This is a genomic window from Thermodesulfovibrionales bacterium, assembly GCA_035686305.1.
Taxonomy (GTDB): Bacteria; Nitrospirota; Thermodesulfovibrionia; order Thermodesulfovibrionales; family UBA9159; genus DASRZP01.
In genome coordinates this window covers 1-19,728 of record DASRZP010000119.1, presented here as the reverse complement: position 1 = coordinate 19,728, position 19,728 = coordinate 1, and the positions used below count along the sequence as shown (strand labels likewise).

The window sequence follows — 19,728 nt, the reverse complement described above, 5'->3', positions numbered from 1 at the left end:
AAGAGCTGATCCGTAATATTCAAACCTTCGTGGACCATTACAATGAAAAGGCTGCACCCTTTATTTGGACCGCTACCGCTGATTCTATCTTCAAGAAATTAAAACGACTTATGTCAATTATTAATGACACAGGACACTAGGTAAGATTGATCCGAGTTCTTCGTATCATATCCTTCTGAGAGCCAGGACTGCGTTAACCCCTCCGAACCCGAAGGAATTCGTGATCGCAACCGTGATATCAGCCCGCATCGGTTCTGTCACAACCGAAATGTTGCAGGCAGGGTCTTGTTCGTCGAGGTTAATACTCGGGGGAATCAAACCCTCTTTCATGGCCATAAGGGTAATCGCTGTTTCGAATGCCCCTGATGCTGCGAGCATATGGCCGGTCATCGATTTTACGGCAGTTGCGGGGACGGAAGAAGTCCTCTCCCTGAAGACCATCGTCAGCGCCCGGGCTTCAGCGATATCGCCGATCTGCGTAGCAGTCCCATGGGTATTGATGTGGTCAACAGCGTCAGGGGAGATAGCTGCGTCTCTGAGCGCTGCCAGGATTGCCGCGGCTTCTCCTTTTGGATCAGGTTTGGTAATGTGGAAAGCGTCTGTTGTATTGCCATACCCAATGATCTCTCCGTATATGTTCGCGCCCCTTTTCATGGCGGACTCGTAATTTTCAAGGACCAGCACGCACGCTCCCTCTGAAAGAACGAAGCCGTCCCTGTTCAAATCAAAGGGTCTTGACATACCCTCTGAGGATTCTTGAGGGCATTGTCGGCCTGACAGGGCGCCTGCCACTCCGTATCCTTCAAGACATGTCCTGCAAAGTGGCGCCTCGGCTCCACCCGCCACCACGACATCGAGAGATGCGTTTTTAATGAGTGAGTATGCCTCTCCGACAGCATTCGTCCCTGAAGCGCAGGCGTTTGATATCCCAAGGCAGTAGCCTCTCATCCCGAGTTTCTGGGCCACTGAGGATGCAGCCATGCTCACCGTTGAAGAAGGCATGGTGTACGGGGAGATGCGGGACGAACCCCTGAGCATCCTGACCCATTCACGTTCAAGGGTGGTGATCCCGCCCCTGCTGGATCCGACGATCACTCCCGCTGCCTTCGGAAACCGGTTGTACGTTATGGGGGAAGATTCAGGAAAGGCAAGTCCTGCATCTTTCATGGCCATGAGAGAAGCCGCAACTGCATAGTGGACAAAAGGATCAAGCCTGTTAGTCTCCCTTGGAGACAGATAGCTCGTCGCATCGAATCCCTTCAGCTCCCCTGCAATCTTCCATGACAGATTTGAGGCATCAAGTTTTGTTATCCCCCCGATGCCTGAGGCTCCGGCCTTTGCTGCCTCCCATGACTGAATAAAGGAGTTTCCAAGGGGGGTCACTGCGCCTATGCCCGTCACGACTGCTCGATTCATTGCCCGTGTATGATAGCATTATGAGCGCATCCTATGAAAACATACCTCTTTTTGTCTTGTTATGCTATATTTCTATATAAACTCCATGAGCTCTGAAACGTGATAGGGGAGATCCTCAAGAAGAAGCGAGAGGCTTCAGGGATTGACCTCAGGGAAATTTCCGATACCCTAAGGATACGGTTTGAATATCTGAAGGCCCTGGAGGAGAATGCCTTCAACAGGCTGCCCGAAGCTGTCTATACGAGGGGGTATATCAGGGCGTACGCAAAGTCACTCGGCCTTGATCCCGAGCCTATTGTCGAGATGTATGCAAAACAGTTCAGACAGGATGTTTTGATTCAACCGGAACCATCAATGCCTGAAAAAAAGGCTACCCTTTTGAGGCCCCTGCTCATTGTCTCTGCGCTCGTAATGGTCGGTCTCATTATCGCGCTTTTTTTCCGAAAACCGGAAACTCCTCAGAGAGAAGTCAGAATTCCTGAGGTTCCCAATGTCCCTTCAGTTCCTGAGGAAGTCAAGATGCCCGAAAAAACCGTTCCTTCACCCGCGGAAGGAGAGCGCTCTTTTCAGCCTGAGCCGCCCTATGTGCTTTCTGTGACCGCTACTGAAACCACTTGGTTGCGTGTAGAAGTAGATGATGGGAAATCTGAAGAGGCCCTTCTGAAACCGGGCGATTCCAGGGAATGGACGTCTCAAAAGGGGTTTACCATGAAAGTCGGGAATGCGGGAGGGATAAGGGCGTCATTGAATAATAAAGACCTTGGACCTTTGGGGGGAAAGGGCGAGGTCCTGCGAATCAGGCTTCCCAAGGAGGAACCGCCGTCATCCGCTGTCGGCAGATAGCAGAAGGTGAGCCCCCATGTCTCTATTCTCTCTCGGCACTGTTAGCAGTTTCATGAACAGAAGGACACTCTTTTTTTTCGTCTTGCAGTTTGTCCTCGTTATCTCCTTCCTCGGTTATCGTTCTTACAAAGACTCAAGTGCCGGATGTGTTGCGTGTCATGGGAATAAGGAGAAACTCCAGTCCCTCGGTTATCCTCAATTCTACATTACGCAGGAAATGGTCGAACGGGAGAGCAACCATCCCAATGTGAAGTGCCGTGAATGTCACCTGGGAGACGGAAGGGCGATGGATACGAAACAGGCACATGAGGGTATGTTGAGGCCCCTGTTCCTCAGTGAATCAGGCGAAATCCTCGAAAGGAAGAGGGTCGCTCCTGAAGCACTGCTCCCCCACGGCCAGGACAGGATACGGGAACTGTTACCGCAGAACTCCATCGTGAGAAACATCCTCTGGCACGACAGGGACCCTAAGACCCTGAATTTTGATCCTGAGATAGCAGCGAAGACATGCGGAAAGGCCAATTGCCATCCGCAGGAACTGAAGCAATTCAGGACTACTATCATGGCAACGAATTTCAGGCAGCGGACGATGAAGACATGGTTGAAGCCATACGGGCCTCACAACTGCGGACCTTCCTTCTCAGATATCCCCCCTCTCCCTTATCTCAAGGATGCGGGGTTTGATTTCAGGAATACTGAAGAGATTGCAAGGGACCTCAATACAGGGTTTTCGAAGGAACAGGCGATCGCGAAACAGAAATTCTGTAACGTCTGCCACGCCGGCTGCCTTGACTGTCATTACGCTCCGAACAAAGAGAAGGGTGTCCATGCCTTTACCAAAAAGCCTCCTTCAGAGAGCTGTTCAGGCAACGGCAGGGGCACGAGTATCTGCCATCCAGGCGCGATGCACAGCAGGAGAGGCGAGACCTATATCGGGGGCGATTACTCGATCCCGACGGGGATGCAGCCTGACGTCCACTATAAGAAGAATATCCATTGTGTCGACTGCCATCCGACAGGTGAGAAGGGTATGGGGGATATGCAGAGAAAGGCTACGTGTCAGGACTGCCATCTGGAGATAGAAGAAGCCCATAAAAAGAGTATTCACAAGGACCTTGACTGTGCAGCCTGCCACGTCAATGAACTCGGAGGGTATCAGATAACGATTTGGGGCCCCGGATATGTGGGAGAAAAGCCGAACCCCTTCAAGAAATATTCTCTCTATTACGGGATACAGAGACCCCCGGTTCTCATGAAGGACCAGAAGGGGACATGGATGCCGGTGAAAGTATGGCCCCATAGCGTCGGCAACATAAAGGAAGACAGTGAGCCTTCAGGGAGGGTCCTTTTCCGGTGGCCAAAGGGAGAGACAAGGGATGCTTATGCTGTCATGGGAACGGTTGATAATCTGCCGGCAAATAATAAACACCTCCTTTGGCTTGAGATTGAGCAGGCCTCTCATCCTTTTGGAAGATCGAGGAGCTGTGAGAGTTGCCACAGGACAGAGTCTCAGGTCTCCGTATCAACGTGGGAATTTGAAGATAGCCAGGGTGCTGAGCCCTTTCGGGGTACTCACAGGATCGTTGCCGATGCTCACAGCCTGAGGGTCGAAGACATGAGAAATACAACGCCCATAACCGTACTGGAAGGTTTTCGGTTGGAAGACTTTGCATCATGGATTTATCTCAAGGACCGGTGGAAGGTCCCCGGTGATTTTTCGATTAAGCTTGACAGAGAAAAGTACGGGACAAGTCTGAAACTGTTCAGGGAAATCGAAAAGAGCTTGAACCATCTTGACACTCAGTCGAAGAATTTTGACAAGAAGATGCTGAGGAAGTACAAAGAGGTTAAGGGAATGGCTCTCCATAACCCTGAAGGGGAAAGAGAGAGATTGAGTGCATTCGGAAAGTAATTCCGATCACACGAGTCAGGTGTTGTTTGCCTGATCATGAGCAAGCTATAATAGGCTATTATGAAATCTGTCCTCACCATAGCGGGCTCTGATCCTACAGGCGGTGCTGGACTTCAGGCGGACCTGAAGGTCTTCAGGGCCTTCGGAGTCCATGGGTTGTCAGTGCCGGCTGCGCTCACTGCCCAGGACACGAGGGGTGTTGGAGTTGTCCTCTCCACTGAGAGGCCCTTCTTCGTGAGGCAGATCGATCTCCTCTTGGATGACATAAAGCCCGATGCATTGAAGACAGGAATGCTCTATTCTCCGTGGGCTGTTGAGGAAACCGCACAAAAGATTCGGGAATATTCCCTCAAGAATCTCGTTGTGGACCCCGTCACCGTCTCTTCCTCAGGGACGAGTCTTGCCGAAGACGGAACTCTTGATACAATTCGGGAGATGCTTTTCCCATTGGCAAGGGTGATTACCCCAAATATCTATGAGGCGTCAGTCCTCGCCGGCATGAACATCGAAGACGAAAAGGACATGGAGGGGGCCGCCCTTAGGCTCAAGGAATTCGGACCGGAGGTCGTGCTTATAACGGGGGGCCATCTTGAGGAGGTCACGCTCGACCTCTACTATGACGGCACGGATTTCCATAAGATAGAATCCGTGAAGATCAAGGGTGAATATCACGGCACCGGTTGCGCGTTCTCGGCCGCGATTGCGGCGACTCTTGCAGAAGGCCATGCTCCCCTTGAGTCTGTGAGGAGGGCAAAGGAATTTGTGACGGAGGCGATACGAAAGGCTTACCATCCCGGCAAGGGGATGGGAATCCTCTACTTGTAAAAGCATAAGACAAGACTCGTTTACCACTATAGTCGCCTCTTTGAAGCTATGTCCAAGATAAAAACGTTTTTCCAGTGTCAGACCTGTGGTTACACTAGTCCGAAGTGGCTCGGGAAGTGTCCTGACTGCGACTCGTGGAATTCTATGGCAGAAGAAAGATCTGCTGGAGGTGGTCGTCATTCAGTCCGCTTGACCCGAAGCGAACCGCAACTCCAGTCTCTCAGCTCCGTCTCAGGCTCAACGGGGAAAAGGACCTCCACAGGGATAACAGAACTTGACAGGGTCCTCGGCGGGGGCATTGTGGAGGGCTCTGTGACCCTTGTCGGCGGAGATCCGGGGATCGGCAAGTCAACGCTCCTTCTTCAGGCCGCATCGCAGCTGTCGGAAAGATCGGGCAATGTCCTCTATGTGTCCGGTGAAGAGTCTCTTCAACAGATCAAGCTCAGGGCTGAGAGGTTATCGATCGATTCCGACAAGATCATCCTTCTTGCTGAGACGAACCTTGAAGGAATCATTGATGCTGCGGCCAGCGCATCCCCGGGCATGGTTGTCATCGACTCCATACAGACGATGTACACGGAAGGGCTCACTTCAGCGCCTGGGTCTGTAGGTCAGGTGAGAGAGTGTGCAGCGAAGCTCGTATCCCTTGCCAAGCGCACGGGTATATCGCTCTTCATCATCGGCCACGTCACCAAGGAAGGCGCCATTGCAGGTCCGCGTGTCCTGGAGCATATTGTCGATACGGTGCTCTACTTCGAAGGGGACAGGGGCCATTCCTTCAGGGTATTGCGTACCGTTAAGAACCGGTTCGGACCTACCAATGAGATCGGTGTCTTTGGCATGACCGACGGCGGTCTCGTCGACATAGAGAACCCATCGGAGATCTTCCTTTCCGAGAAACCCCATGGTGCCTCAGGCTGTACCGTTGTTTCGAGTATCGAAGGGACAAGGCCTCTTCTCATCGAGCTTCAGGCACTCGTCTCGACGACGACCTTTGGTATGCCGAGAAGGACATGTATCGGCGTTGATTTTAACAGGGTGAATCTTCTCGTTGCTGTCATGGAGAAGATTGCGGGTCTCCATCTCGGCGGCATGGACATCTTTGTGAATGTAGTGGGAGGGATAAAGATTTTAGAGCCCGCAGTCGATCTCGGCATTATTTCGTCCATAGCCTCCTCACTGAGGGAGATACCCGTTCACCCGGGAACGGTTGTCTTTGGAGAGATCGGGCTTTCAGGGGAGATACGGGCGGTAAGCCAGGTGGATGCAAGAATCAAGGAAGCGGCGAAGATAGGGTTTCGGCGCGCCATCCTCCCGAGGACAAATGCTGATAAGATAAAAGAGAACGCCGGATTTGAGATTATCGGGGTGAGGGATATTCATGAATTTCTCGATGTGGTCTTTTCCCGGGCTGTCGTCGATGGATAAGAGGACAGGGGTCAGGCAGCATCTTGCCCATGGCCGTTCTCTCCTCGACCTCTTCGCGTGGATGCTTGTGGTCACCTTGATCGGTTCCTGTTCGACAAAAAGGATCGAGGTCCCCACGTATGAGGGGGTGGACCCCGGGGAGGAGTTGGCCAAGAGAGGGAACATCAGATCGATTCGCTCGACCTTTGCGATTGAATTTGAAAAGGACGGGGGGACAGTGAAGGGTGATGCGGTTCTCCGGCTGACTTCTGACGCCCTTGACCTCCAGGTTTACTCCCTGGGGTTTCTCGTGGCTGAAATAACGGCCAATGACACGGTAACGAGAAGCAATCCGCCTATTGACAGGAACAGGATCGCCATGCTCGTTGACGGTATCAGAAATAGCTTCTTCTGGTGGTCCATAAAAGACTACGACGTCCGTGAGGATGAGAACCTTTATCGTGTCTCGAATTCCTGGCGAAGACTCTTCTTGAACAAGAGGACGCTCCTGCCAGAGAGACAGGTGATAGATCTCGAAGACGGAAGGGAGCTGAATGTGCTCTACGAGGAGCCGGATCTTATTGGAGACATCTGGTTTCCTTCTCGGATACGGATAGAGCTTTCCCGCTATTCCGTACATCTCCGTATCAAGACGCTTGCCGTCACTCCTGAGTGAGGCCGAGGTCGATGGCAACTCCCCTGATGATCTTTTCGTCGATATTCTTAGCCTTGAGGAGGGATCCCTCGAGAAGGGCATTGTCGCAGACCGTATTAATGAGCCGTGGCTTGCCGTTTGTGTACCGGTAAATTGACGAGAAGGCCTCGTCAAGAAAGATGGAGTCTTCGCTTCCCGCTATCCGCAATCGGTGCTTAATATAATGCTTTGTGTCGTCTTCGGAAAAGGGTGTGAGGGTGATCTTCATCGCCACCCTCTGTTTCAGCGGTTCATCGAGGGAGAGGACATCTTCAAGATCGGAAAGCCCGAAGAAGACAAGGTTGATCATCTTGCCGTCGGGCATCTCCATGTTCAAGAGCCCCCTGAACTCCTCCATGATCTCCCTCGATTTGAGCATCTGCACTTCGTCCATGAGCAAAACAGCAGTCTTGCCGTCTTCGTTAATCTCGAGGAGTCTCCGGTAAAGGATGCTCAGGAGTTCGACCTTGTCCGCGTGGGGCGAACTGATTCCAAGCTGCATTGCGAATTTCTTCAGAAGCCATTCCGAACTCACCGATGCATGGATGATGACGAGAAGCATCGCTTCATACCGTGTCTCATCCATCTCCTCGAGGAGCCTTCTTGCAAGAGTGGTCTTGCCGGCGCCGATGTCTCCGATAACAACAGCCAGCCCTTTCTTCGTATCAATGGCGTATCTGAGTTTGACGAGGGCCTGAGCATGTTGCGGACTGTTATAATAGAACCTGTTGTCCACCACATTCGAAAAGGGATGTTCTCTGAGGTTATAAAATGAGAGATATACCATTCGTACCTGCTAGAGATAGGAGATTCTGTCTTTCTTTCCTTTGGTCGGCGCCGATTCCGTCATCCCCGGTATCATCCTGAGCTTATCGAGCTTTTCACTGACTTCTCTGAACCTCGAGTCCCATCCATAAATCTCGCTGAAGATATCGAAGGCCTCTTTCATGTTCCCGTTCTTTTCGTACGCGGATGCAAGGTCATACTTGGCACCCCAGTATGACTCATCATGAGCATCGATGGCAGGCAAGGCATTCTTGAAGGCATCAATGGCGAGCGGGAAGAGACCCTTGTCCATATAACAGATACCGAGCATGCTGAGTGAACTCACATAGTACTTGGGATCTCTCCGGCACACCTGGAACTCCTTGATGGCATCATCAACAAGCCCCATCTCCTTATAGGCAATACCGAGGTTGTAATGGGTCTCGTAGTCCTCTGCCTCAAGCTCCTTCTCGATCCCCTTCTTGAACTCTTCAAAGATATCAAGGACATCGCTGTCAATCTGCAGTTCAGACGGTTCCGACGCCTCAACCATGTCCGGTTCGTGGTGTGGATATTCTTCGAGCTGAAGATCTTCGCCCTGGCTCTCCGGGATCTCTTCCGTTGTCTCCTGGGGTTCAGGCGCCTCCCCCTGAAGAGACGCAATCTTTTGCTGGAATTCAGCATTATCGGGGAATATGTCGGACAGTTTCTGATAGATTCTCAACGCATCCTGCGAGAGCCCCTGGCGCATATAAAATTCAGCCTCTGCAATCTCCTCGCTATACTCATCCAGGAGCGACTCTTCTGACATGCCAGTGGATGAGGCTGATTCATCAATCGCTGGGGACACCTGCCCGGTCAATCTCGGATCAGCGGGGTTTATCGCAAGTGCCTCTCTCAGAGCAGCTTCCTTTTTCCCGGCATCACCTTGTTTCTCGAAGAGCTTCGCGAGGATAAGGCACTCTGTCACCGCCCGCTCCAGGTCATGCGTCTCGCGATAGAGAGACTTGAGTCGTCCATGGACATCAGTATTCTCGGGCTCCTTCGTCCCGAGGTCCTCAAGGATGGATCGTGCCTCATCGTAGAGACCGTATTTGAGAAATATGTCGGCATCACCAATAAGGTATTCTGTCGTCTTTTCTTCTTCAAGAAGAGAAGGCTGAAGGCCCATCTCTATCTCGATCTGTGCAATCTTCTTCTTGATCTCCATGTCGTCGGGACGAATCTTCAGTGCCTCCCGGTAATAGGCAAGCCCCTCGTCCCGAAGGCCTCTGTCCTGCAAGAGACCGGCAACAACGACAGTTTCTCTAAACACTCCTTCCCTGTTATTGGTCTGTCCGAAGAATGATATAAGGAGTTTCCCAGCGCCGAGAGGATCGATATCCCTGAATTCTTTCAAAAGGTCTATCGCATCCCCCGTTCTCTTTTCATCTCTATAAGCCTCGACCACGTTGCGATACAACTCCCACGCCTTCTGCCTGTCTCCAAGGGAGCGGTAAATGTCCCCGATTAGCTTTATCGTGTTATGATCATGGGGCGCAAGCTCCCGGATTCTGGTCAGATAGGTGAGTGCATCGAGGTACTCCCCGGCCCCTCTCTGAAGGTCGGCGCATCTCTGCAATGACTCGAGATCGTCGTGATCCGCATCGACAGCTTTTCGTGCGTATTCAAGAGCACGGCTGCTGTCCCCCACCTTTTCATACAGAGAACTGAGATACAGGAGGGCGTCCCTGTTCTCAGGCTGAATTTCGAGTACCTTTGTCAAGGAATGTCTCGCATGTTCAGTGTCGCCTCTGTCCACGGAAAGACGTGCTATGTGGAGATACTCTCTGACGGCCTCCGGCACGAACCCCTCTTTTAAAAAAAGGCCTGCGACCTTGTCCCTAAGAGGTATGTTCGAAGGCGCGAGGGAGAGGATTTTGTCATAGATGTGAAGGAACCTGTCTTTCTTCATGTCCTTCGAAAGGATATCTGCTGCAGAGAGATAATACTTTATGGCATCGGCGACAAGACCTTTTTCCTCACTGAGTTGTCCCAGTGCGGTCAAGGAGTCGCCGTTCGAAGGGTCTATATTGATGATCTTCTTATAGAGAGCGAGTGCTTTCAGGGAAAAACCGTCTGTCCAGAAGATCTTCGCCGCCTTGTGAAAACTCTCGACGGCTGACTGCTTATCCCCTTTCCTGAGATAGAGGTCGCCGACGGTATTATAGGTGTTTGAATCGGGGGCTTCGTGCAGGAGTTTTTCCCATTCAGCGATAGCCTTGTCTATCTGCCCCTTTGCAAGGTACTTTTGCGCATCTTTCATTATCGCTGTTTTGTCGGGCATGGTACTATTGAAACTATCATAATCTGCGAAAAAGAGTCAATAATTGACCATTCTTTTTGTTGCGTTTTGCCCATGACCTTTTGGCACATTGGATGTTGCAGAGGGGAACGACTTCCATTCCTTGACTTCAAGAGAATTACTTCGATAAGATAGTCTACTGAGGCTCTCATGAACGTAGTAATCGGTTGCGACCACGCCGGTTTGGAGCTCAAACTGGATATCCTTTCCCTTCTCAAAGACATGGGGGTGGACTGTGTTGACTCCGGCACCGGTACCAATGAGTCAGTGGACTATCCTGACTTTGGAGAAAGGGTTTCCGAGGCAGTCAGTTCGGGCAGGATCGAGCGTGGCATTCTTATCTGTGGCACGGGGATCGGCATGTCAATCGTGGCGAACAAGTTCCCCAATATTCGGGCAGCGCTCTGCAACGATCTCTTTACTGCCCGGATGAGCAGGCTACATAATGATGCCAATATACTCGTGATCGGCGGCAGGATCGTCGGGAAAGACCTTGCCAGGGAGATTGTTCGTACGTGGTTTTCGACGCCCTTTGAGGGTGGGAGGCATACGAGACGGCTTGATAAGATACGTCATATAGAGGAAAGGATGAAAGGGATAGGAGATGGAACGTGAAGACCTGAGGCATGTCGATCCGGAAGTCTATGATGCGATCCTGCAGGAGAAGAATAGGGAGCGAGAAAAGATCGTCCTGATAGCATCTGAAAACTATGTGAGCGATGCAGTCCTCGAGGCCCAGGGATCGATATTCACGAATAAATATGCCGAGGGCTACCCTGGCAGGCGATATTACGGCGGGTGTGAATATGCCGATGCGGTTGAGAATCTCGCTATAGGTCGCGCGAAGGAACTCTTCGGCGCTTCCCATGTGAATGTTCAAGCCCATTCAGGCTCCCAGGCCAATATGGCCGTCTATTTCGCCGTTCTGAAACCTGGAGATACGATCCTCGGGATGAGCCTGAATCATGGCGGTCACCTGTCACACGGCGCCTCCGTCAATTTTTCCGGCGTCATGTTTAAGAGCGTCACCTATGGGGTGAACAGGGAGAGCGGGTATATCGACTACGATGAGGTGAGAAAGCTTGCTGCAGAGCATAAGCCGAAGATGATCGTTGTTGGCGCCAGTGCCTATTCGAGGACACTCGATTTTGAGTTCTTCGGCCGTATCTCCAGGGACGTTGGGGCATATCTGATGGCTGATATTGCTCACATTGCAGGCCTTGTGGCCGCAGGTATCCACCCGTCTCCCATTCCCCATGCAGACTTTGTTACGACAACCACTCACAAGACGCTCAGGGGGCCCCGGGGAGGCATGATTATGTGCAAGGCCGAACATGGGAAAGCCATTGACAAGATGATTTTCCCGGGTATCCAGGGAGGGCCTCTCGTGCATGTCATCGCTGCAAAGGCCGTTGCGTTGAAAGAGGCATTAAGCGAGGAATTCAAGGAATACCAGAGACAGGTTGTAAGAAACGCCGGGAGGCTGGCCGATGAGCTGAGGAAAAAGGGCTTTACGATTGTCTCCGGTGGAACAGAGAACCATCTCATGCTCATCGACCTTACTGATAAGAACATAACGGGGAAAGAGGCTGAGGAGGCCATGGATTTATCAGGGATCACGGTAAACAAGAACGCCATCCCCTTTGATCCCAGACCGCCCGCGGTCACAAGCGGCATACGACTCGGTACTCCCTGTGTTACGACGAGGGGGATGGGAGAGGCAGAGATGACCGAAATAGCCGCCCTTATATCGGAGGTTCTCGAGAAAAGGAAGAACTCTGAAGCACTGGGGCGCCTCAATGGGCGCGTGAAGAAGCTCTGTCAGAGATTTCCTATTTACCGATGAAGTGCCCATTCTGCGGTACTCTCGATGACAGGGTCATCGACTCGCGAACGAGCAAAGAGGGTGAAGCTATTCGCAGGAGAAGGGAATGCCTGAAGTGCGGCAAGCGGTTCACATCGTATGAACGCGTTGAGGATGTCGTACCCCTGGTGGTCAAGAAGGACGGCAGGCGCGAGTCCTTTGACCGGGGAAAGGTACTGATCGGTCTGAAAAAGGCCTGCGAGAAGAGACCCATTAGCATCGAAGTCCTCGAAGAAATCACTGATTCGATAGAGAAGAAGTTGAGCGGTATGGGAGTAAAAGAGATCCCTAGCGCATGGGTCGGTGAGGCAGTCATGGACTCCCTCAAAGAGACGGACAAGGTTGCCTATGTGCGGTTTGCTTCGGTATACCGGCAGTTCAAGGATATCAATGAACTGTTGGATGAGGTCAAGAACCTTTTCGAACACCGCAATGGACGGAATCTCAAAGAACGCTAATTATAATTCGCTGAAAGAGATTGACGAATACCGTCGACTACGTCATTGGTATCAAAGGGTTTCTCGTAAATACTCTGAACACCTTCGGTCAATGGGCGCTCTTTAAGGCCTTCAGCGGTCGCTGCACTGGTCGAGTGAAACGGGGCGAGACAGACTAATAGATGAGGTACTTCGACCGCAGGCCGCGAAACTCGTCAAGCGAATCCTGCCATTGTAGCGCAATTGATCGGGGATCCCTGCCCTCTCTAATGGCTCGCAATACGCTCCGTGATCCGATAAGACCGAGCGTTTTATGGAGCTGAAAGTCATCGGGGTAAAGCTTATGGAGTGCTGCCACAATCTCGATCCCCATCGTCCCGACATCGAGCCCCATCCTGTCAGTCAGAGTTATTCTCACCCCATGGCAGACCTTATTCTTATATGGGGTGCTCTTCGGCACGAAATCAGCAGGAGAAAAACTCACGCCATGGATGTTTCTGTTGTTCAGATATGCTGCAAGTCGTTCAGCGTTGATCCACGGCGCGCCGAGGACTTCAAAGGGCGTATCAGTCCCGCGTCCAACGCTCGCGTTAGCGCCCTCGACCAATGCCACGGCCGGATACAGAACTGCTTCAGTGAGATTGCGCAGGTTCGGTGAAGGGTTCACCCAAGGGAGTCCTGTTTCGTCGAACCAATCAGAGCGGTTATACCCTGCCATTCTGACAACATGCAGGTCCGCTCCAATCCCGTTCTCGACGTTGAACATCCCTGCAAGTTCCCCCACCGTCATCCCATGTCGCACAGGCAGCGGGAAGTAGCCGGTAAACGATCTGAGCTCTCTGTCCATGACAGGACCCTGAACCGATGAGGCATTCAAGGGATTCGGCCTGTCGAGTACATAGAAGGCGATTCCCTTTTTGGCTGCCGCTTCCATAACATATCCCATTGTTGAGATGTATGTATAGAAGCGGACGCCGGCATCCTGGATATCAAAGACGAGGGCATCCAGGCCACTGAGCATCTTCTCCGTTGGTTTCCGTACGTTGCCGTAAAGACTGTATACCGGCAGCCCGGTAGCAGGCTCAAGGGTCGAGGCTACTTTACCGTCATCTTTGCCGGACAACCCGTGTTCTGGGCTGAAGAGCGCGGTAAGCTTTACACCCGACGCATTCCTGAGCAGATCAAGGGTGCGCCGCTTCCCGGAATCACGTCCCGTATGATTGGTGATGAGTCCCACGCGCAAGCCTTTCAGAGGCAAAAAATTGCCGGCGGAAAGGATATCGATGCCGGTCATCACTCTTCCGCTTCTCGGGACCTGCAGCGCCGCACCTTCGCTATGATCGGAGAGAGCTGCGAGCAAAGTCCTTCTATCGGGCACCTGTCCGAGAGGAAGAGGTCCGACCGAGTCGGCAACAACTTTCTTTATCTCTGAGCGCAATGCCTTTACGTCGCCTTTGCCGTCAGGATGGACGCGGTTCGTCAGGACGATGATACAGGTACTCGTAATCGGATCTATCCAGAGTGCTGTTCCGGTATACCCGAGGTGACCGAAGGCGCCCAGAGGGGGTAGTTCGCTGCGATTAGAGAAAAAAGGCGCTTCCAGATCCCATCCGAAGCCGCGAAGTTTCTTCTTGCCAGAAGGGGACTGCGGAGATGTCATCCTTTCGACGGTCTCTGGGGAGAGGATCTGTCTTCCGCCATAACTCCCTCCGTTCAGGAGCATTTGTGCAAAAATCGAGAGGTCGTCAGCAGTCGAAAAAAGTCCGGCATGCCCGGCCACACCACCCATGTTGTCACACGAGGGATCGTGCACTACTCCACGGAGCAGCCTGCCCCGACGGTACTGCGTTGGCGCTATGCGGTTGCCCAACGATGACGCCGGCCTGAAGCCGGTGTCCTTCATGCCGAGGGGTTTGAAGATATGTTCGGAGCAATAGGTATCGAGGGGCAGGCCGGAGACCCTGCGGACAAGCTCGCCGAGGACCTCAAAATTGATATCGCTGTATAAGAATCCCGAGCCTGGTGAAAGAACGGGCCTTTCCGCAGTGATCTTCTCCATAGCGGTCTTGTACCCTGACCATCCCGGCCTCAGAGCGAGGTCGGACCGAAGCCCTGAATAATGTGTGAGAAGCTGCCGTATTGTTATCTTCTCCTTGCCCTTCTTCCCGAAGGCAGGCCAGTAACGGACAACAGGGGCATCGATGTCCAGCTTTCCCCCGTCCGCCAACTGCAAAATTGCAGTGGTAGTCGCGATCGTCTTGGTGAGAGAGGCAAGATCGAAGATAGTGTCTTCGGTCATCGGGATCTTCTCAGGCAGGAGGGCCCTACACCCAAAGGCCCGGCGATAAACAATATCACCTTGATGTCCGATAAGGATAACGGCACCCGGTATCTTGCCGTCGAGAATCGCCTTTTCGGCGATATCGGCGATCTGCGCGAGTTGCCCTGTCTGCAACCTCCGGGGGGAATAGACCGCTGACCCTGCAGCAACTACGACAGAAACGGTGACTCCGCAGAGAAGGCAGAAGAGAGGTATGAGGAGAGATTCTCTGTTTCCGTCTGCCTCAGCCCTTCGGGCCATCTTGCCTTGTATTATCCTTTGAAACGGGTTCTTTTTTCAACCCATCGGCCCTATAAAGATTCCTCGGATTCCAGAGCATCCATCCGGCGGAGCCAAACTCCTCGGCGGCCCTTATCTGACTCCGTATCTCGGGACCGTAGAAATACCTCCTGTCGAATGCGTAATCCTTAAAGGCCTGAAGCCAGGGTCTGAAGCGCACGGCCGGAATTTTCGTGCGTTCCCTGGCCCTCTTCAGGGAGAGTGCAACGATCTCATAGGGGTGCGCAACAGGGTTCCTGTAACCCGGTATGCCGAACTGAAAGCCCGAAGGATAGAGCATGAGGGAGACGTAATCAACACAGGGGAAAATCGCATCGAGCCGCTGCCCGATCTGCGTGTCATCGAGGTTCCAGGACACGTACCCAAAAATGTCCGCAGCGACGAAGATGTTATAGGGCGCCAGCCTTTTCTGCGCCTCCATGAGAAATCCAGAGATATTCTTCACCCTGTTTTTCTCGGTATTCGGCACGGAAAAGGCAAGTCCCTTGCGGTCGGGGAACCGTACATAATCGAACTGTATCTCATCGAAGCCGTTTTGGGCGGCCTCCACGGCAATATGAATATTGTAATCCCATACCTCTTTTTTGGATGGGTCCACCCAGATGAGGTTTTCCCTGTCGCGCCATACCCTGCCGTCCTGAGTCCTAACCGCCAGATCAGGGCGTGCTGTGCCGAGCACGTTGTCTTTGAAAACCACGATCCGCGCAATGGCATAGATGCCTCTCTCTTTCAGGGATTGGAGCAGCCCCCTGATATCCTTTACGATGACCTGCTTCTGTGCGCCGACCTCAGAGACGAGGGGTATGGAGCTCTTGTACGTGATAACACCGCGGTCCCCTTTCACATCAATGACGAGGGCATTGAGTTCGGTCTCCTTCATGAGGTTCAGTGCCGATTCACGCAACGACCTGTCACCAATCCCATAGTACGTCAGATAGAGGGCCTTCGGAACAAAAGGCCTGAGGTAGATGTTGAGTGGTGCCGTGGCTCCAGGCGCGGGGAGTGCCTGCTCTCCCCTTGCATACCCGTAAGCCCTGATGCCGATCTTATCGGCGGCATTCTTGAGCATAAACATGCCGTCACTGTCGGTGCGGATGATCTCGTTTTCTCCGGTGACGATGGCACCTTCGATAGGCTTTCGCGTCAGATAATCCATTACCCTGCCTGCTCCAAAACCAGAGGCCGAGGCCACGGAGGGTAAAAAAGAGAGTACACAGAAAAGAGTATAGAACCACATCCTGCCTGTTCTCATCGCCTTGCCTCCTCTTCACTGAAAGACTTCCGACCCGGGGGTCGCCCCAGGATCATCTCAAAGGTCTTCCCCCTGTCCGAGTTTTGCATCAGATAACGGGGAATCTTCATGACATTTTCCCGATTGGCAGCATGCCTCCTCTCTATCGTGAAGGCAGCTGCGTAGCCCGCGCCCTCCGCATGCCTTATGAGCTCATCATCATAAATTCCGAAAGGCCATGCCAGCATATCCACCTCGACGTTCAGTTCTCTCTCAAGTCTGTCCTTCGACTTTTTCAACTGCATCGCCACAAACTTTTGGTAATCGGCCCCTGACAGTCTCATTTTTTCTTTCTTGAAATTCGGATGCCAGAAGGTGTGGCCCTGGAAGTCGAAGAGACCGGTCTCCTTGAGTTCTCTGAGCTCTGCCCATGTCATGGCATAGGAGGCCTTCGATATTGCAGAGGGGTAAACGAAGAGAGTCACCGGAACGTTATACTGCCTCACGAGCGGCAGCATATCGGTATAGACAGATTTGTGCGCATCATCGGCAACGATCACAACAGACCCTTGGGATGGCGGGGGTCCCTTCCCGAGATAGTAATTGATCAACTGTCTGAGGGGGATGACCGTAAATCCTCTGTCCTTTATGTACTCCAGATGGGATCTAAACACGTCTGTTGTTACGGTCATAGCGTCTGATACTCTGAGTCCGAAACGATGGTACAAAAGGATCGGGACCCTTACCGCTCCAGGATCCTTTCGTATGCCGTTTGATTCGCCGTTGACGACAGGGGACCAGAGGAGGAGGGAAGAAAGGACGAGTATCGATGAAAGCCTGGTTCTCATTGAGTAACTTTGCGCCTCGTAACATAAGTGTACTTCCGCAGGGTATCTCGATTCCGTGATGCTAGTCACATTCCGAAGGGGAGGATAAAACACTCTCATGGTTCCTTCCATCAAGGAGGAAGATTTGCACTCCTATGAGACAGACAGAATTGGCGGTATAATATTATTGTGGAAACTGACGTAGTCATTCCCAAAGTACCGCAGATGGAGGAGACATTTCATGGAGCGAAGGACAGACTATTTTGACTCTTGGTTGAGGTCCCAGAAAGAGGCCATGGAGGCTTGGGCAGAGACTGCTGAAAAAGTGAGGCAGGATCTGTTGCGACAAGCCGTTCTCAATCTTACGGGGACCAAGAGGGAGGCATCCGAGGCCATGGGGCGAGGGCTTTCCGATTTGAGCAATGCGTGGCTGGCTTTGACGAACCGTTCGGCCAATCTTTCTGACTGGTGGGCAAAGGGCATGGATGCCTGGGCAGTGGTTGCAAGGCAATGGCAACAGTCTTTTCTCCATCCGACCGAAAGGCAGGCTGCTTCAGGAGAAGTCCCTGAGGCTGAGCTGCCGGACTTGAGCAAGGCATGGTTTACGTTATTGAGTCCTTTTATCGACGGGAAGAATCCTGATACCGTTAAAGAGACTGTTGTAAAGCTCTTCGGAAGTTCCCACCTCTATATGAAGCTCTTTGAGGCATGCCTGCCTTTCTTTATGGCGGTTGAGGAAAAGAGTCTTGATGCCCATTCTACCGAGGAACTCATCGATCCCCGCAAATACAAGGAGATCTTGGATAAGCTTTTTGGCGTGGGCCCTGAGAGTGCGAGGGAAGTCGCTGCTAAGGCCACGAAGCTCTTGGAGGCCTGGGGATTGACGAACGGCCATCGTGCACCCTGGGCAGAGGCAATGGAGAAGGCCGTGAAGGCATTGCCCTCGGTCTTTGAAGGCCGCCTCGACTTCATCATCAACTCCATGAACATGCTGTTCAGCAGCTTCGATGCAGCTTCTTATAGTATGTTCCCTCCCTCTGCAGTTGAGAGGGACAGGGAAAGGGCCGAGCTTCTCCTGGCGCTGTGCGACGGTCTTTCTCTGTATATGGCCAAGGTTACGGAGTATCAGGGCGTGATCTATGAGACAGGGCTGAAAGCGATGGACAGCGTGATAGAGGCATGTATTGAACAAAGCAGGCAAGGGCTCACCATGAAGGGCTTTGACGACTTCCTGAGCCTCTGGCTTGATGTTAGCGAGAAGAATTACCACAGTCTTTTTGAGACAGAAGGGTTTTCGAAGCTCCATGGAGAACTCCTGAACGCTGCGACGAGTATCCGGACCCTCTCTTCTCGGTTGACGGAACTGCATCTTGCCGAAACGCCGCTTGTTCTCCGTTCAGAGATGGACGAGCTTTACAAAATTATCCATGACCTGAAGAAAGAAGTGAAGGCCTTGAAGAAGGAGAGAACAGCCACGCGGCTATGACCGAAAGTGAATCGTTATCTCGTTATCCACGGTAATGGCATTTCTGCTGCACCCGGTGTTTACCACGGTCAAGAACAAGAACAGGAAGACGACACCCAGCCTTCTCATAGAAAAAATCCCCTTATTTTTGGATATGCCTTTGTATTATGAAGAGAGGGCGCGAAAACACAATCGAGAGAAAAAATGGCAAAGCGAAAAGAACACAGCCTCGCAAAAAGGCGGATAGAGATCTCCGAAACGACAATGTACCCAAATTGTCCATTAGAGATGCGATGGGAATATAGCGGGCAGATCAAAAGCCCTAGATTTATCCCAAAGCCCTGTAAACCATTCACGTCTTCGCATTGCCAGAGATAGTTTAAGAACTCTGGCATTTCCATTTTTCGTCAGGTATCCGCCGACAGCAAAAACCTTATAACGTAGCGTCTTTAAAGTAGGTTGAACCTTACTGCCCAAAACGACCTGTCGGAACAGACTCATTATGTTATAGGCCAACATAACAAAGTTCATCGTCGCCTCTGTGGCGCTAAAGTTCTTTATGTTGAAGCTGTCTGCTCCAAAGTCGTATTTGAGTTCTTTGATACGGTTTTCTGCATCAGCTCGCATCCGGTAGATTTTCCATACCAATTCTGCAGGCAGATCAAGACTGGTGACAAAACATCCATACCGATAGTGCTGATACTCAGCATCATCAGCAAAAAGCTTAAGGATTTTGCCAGTTGCCTTTGGTCTGCGTGTGATCAACTGCCGCACCATGACCATCCTTCGTGCTTTGCCCCACCCCGGACTCTCATAATCTATAGAGGCCACATCTATGCCGTCATCAAGTGCCTGCCACTGCCGGTGTCGCCAGCATCCCCTGCAATGTCCGATGCAATCTGACCGCGATGATATAGGGTATCGATCTCTCAGGGTCTTCAAGATGCTCAATGATATCCTTGCTGAAAAATCCACTGTCAGCTCTTAATAACCCTATCTTCTTGCCGGAAAGCTTCTCAATGGTGTCACTAAGAAAACCATGGAAGTTGTTTGCCGTATGTGCATCGCCTGATCTGAG

17 protein-coding genes are annotated in these 19,728 nt (G+C 52.0%); 9 read left to right on the top strand and 8 right to left on the bottom strand.

Features of this window, described 5'->3' with window-relative positions; translation table 11 throughout:
- Nucleotides 1-165: 165 nt before the first annotated feature.
- Nucleotides 166-1,416 carry a beta-ketoacyl-ACP synthase II gene (locus VFG09_13675; GenBank protein HET6516205.1) on the bottom strand — a complete coding sequence of 417 codons (1,251 nt, stop codon included), beginning with the start codon at nt 1,414-1,416 and terminating at the stop codon, nt 166-168.
- Nucleotides 1,417-1,515: 99 nt separating this feature from the next.
- Between VFG09_13675 and VFG09_13670 the strand changes: the two genes are divergently transcribed.
- Genes VFG09_13670 through VFG09_13650 form a run of 5 tightly spaced genes read left to right on the top strand, consistent with a single transcriptional unit; the run spans nt 1,516 to nt 7,079 of the window.
- The gene (locus VFG09_13670) at nt 1,516-2,259 is read left to right on the top strand and encodes a RodZ domain-containing protein (protein HET6516204.1); all 744 of its coding nucleotides are present in this window, start codon (nt 1,516-1,518) and stop codon (nt 2,257-2,259) included.
- 16 nt (nt 2,260-2,275) lie between these two features.
- Nucleotides 2,276-4,171 (top strand): hypothetical protein, encoded by a 1,896-nt coding sequence (locus VFG09_13665; GenBank protein HET6516203.1) that lies wholly within the window; start codon nt 2,276-2,278, stop codon nt 4,169-4,171.
- A gap of 60 nt (nt 4,172-4,231) precedes the next feature.
- A complete protein-coding gene (gene thiD, locus VFG09_13660) occupies nt 4,232-4,996 on the top strand; it encodes a bifunctional hydroxymethylpyrimidine kinase/phosphomethylpyrimidine kinase (protein ID HET6516202.1) in 765 nt (254 codons plus the stop codon).
- A gap of 48 nt (nt 4,997-5,044) precedes the next feature.
- Nucleotides 5,045-6,424: a DNA repair protein RadA gene (gene radA, locus VFG09_13655; GenBank protein ID HET6516201.1), complete on the top strand. Its 1,380-nt coding sequence runs from the start codon at nt 5,045-5,047 to the stop codon at nt 6,422-6,424.
- Entirely contained in the window at nt 6,417-7,079 is a 663-nt protein-coding gene (locus VFG09_13650) for a hypothetical protein (GenBank protein ID HET6516200.1), read from the top strand. The genes radA and VFG09_13650 overlap by 8 nt, the downstream gene beginning before the upstream one ends.
- On the opposite strand, the gene VFG09_13645 is transcribed toward VFG09_13650, so the two are convergent.
- Nucleotides 7,066-7,884, bottom strand: coding sequence for an AAA family ATPase (locus VFG09_13645; protein ID HET6516199.1), 819 nt, complete (start codon nt 7,882-7,884; stop codon nt 7,066-7,068). The genes VFG09_13650 and VFG09_13645 overlap by 14 nt on opposite strands.
- A gap of 9 nt (nt 7,885-7,893) precedes the next feature.
- Nucleotides 7,894-10,188 carry a tetratricopeptide repeat protein gene (locus VFG09_13640; GenBank protein HET6516198.1) on the bottom strand — a complete coding sequence of 765 codons (2,295 nt, stop codon included), beginning with the start codon at nt 10,186-10,188 and terminating at the stop codon, nt 7,894-7,896.
- Between the two features lie 168 nt (nt 10,189-10,356).
- On the opposite strand from VFG09_13640, the gene rpiB reads away from it, so the two are divergent.
- From rpiB to nrdR, 3 genes are read left to right on the top strand one after another with little or no spacing between them, the layout of a single operon-like run.
- Nucleotides 10,357-10,821 carry a ribose 5-phosphate isomerase B gene (gene rpiB, locus VFG09_13635; protein HET6516197.1) on the top strand — a complete coding sequence of 155 codons (465 nt, stop codon included), beginning with the start codon at nt 10,357-10,359 and terminating at the stop codon, nt 10,819-10,821.
- Complete coding sequence (gene glyA / locus VFG09_13630) at nt 10,811-12,052, top strand: serine hydroxymethyltransferase (protein HET6516196.1); 1,242 nt, start codon at nt 10,811-10,813, stop codon at nt 12,050-12,052. The genes rpiB and glyA overlap by 11 nt, the downstream gene beginning before the upstream one ends.
- Complete coding sequence (gene nrdR / locus VFG09_13625) at nt 12,049-12,528, top strand: transcriptional regulator NrdR (GenBank protein ID HET6516195.1); 480 nt, start codon at nt 12,049-12,051, stop codon at nt 12,526-12,528. The genes glyA and nrdR overlap by 4 nt, the downstream gene beginning before the upstream one ends.
- A 154-nt stretch (nt 12,529-12,682) precedes the next feature.
- Here nrdR and VFG09_13620 read toward each other — a convergent pair whose 3' ends face one another.
- From VFG09_13620 to VFG09_13610, 3 genes are read right to left on the bottom strand one after another with little or no spacing between them, the layout of a single operon-like run.
- A complete protein-coding gene (locus VFG09_13620; GenBank protein ID HET6516194.1) occupies nt 12,683-15,088 on the bottom strand; it encodes an exo-beta-N-acetylmuramidase NamZ domain-containing protein in 2,406 nt (801 codons plus the stop codon).
- Nucleotides 15,072-16,379: a putative glycoside hydrolase gene (locus VFG09_13615; protein HET6516193.1), complete on the bottom strand. Its 1,308-nt coding sequence runs from the start codon at nt 16,377-16,379 to the stop codon at nt 15,072-15,074. Before VFG09_13615 ends, VFG09_13620 begins: the two co-directional genes overlap by 17 nt.
- Nucleotides 16,376-17,206: a polysaccharide deacetylase family protein gene (locus tag VFG09_13610; GenBank protein HET6516192.1), complete on the bottom strand. Its 831-nt coding sequence runs from the start codon at nt 17,204-17,206 to the stop codon at nt 16,376-16,378. Before VFG09_13610 ends, VFG09_13615 begins: the two co-directional genes overlap by 4 nt.
- A gap of 220 nt (nt 17,207-17,426) precedes the next feature.
- Between VFG09_13610 and VFG09_13605 the strand changes: the two genes are divergently transcribed.
- On the top strand, nt 17,427-18,671 hold the full coding sequence (locus VFG09_13605) for a poly(R)-hydroxyalkanoic acid synthase subunit PhaE (protein ID HET6516191.1): 1,245 nt from the start codon (nt 17,427-17,429) through the stop codon (nt 18,669-18,671).
- A gap of 261 nt (nt 18,672-18,932) precedes the next feature.
- Here VFG09_13605 and VFG09_13600 read toward each other — a convergent pair whose 3' ends face one another.
- Both VFG09_13600 and VFG09_13595 read right to left on the bottom strand, forming a co-directional pair.
- Nucleotides 18,933-19,481, bottom strand: coding sequence for a transposase (locus tag VFG09_13600; protein HET6516190.1), 549 nt, complete (start codon nt 19,479-19,481; stop codon nt 18,933-18,935).
- Nucleotides 19,482-19,494: 13 nt separating this feature from the next.
- On the bottom strand, nt 19,495-19,728 hold a 234-nt coding region (locus VFG09_13595; protein HET6516189.1), incomplete at its 5' end, for a hypothetical protein.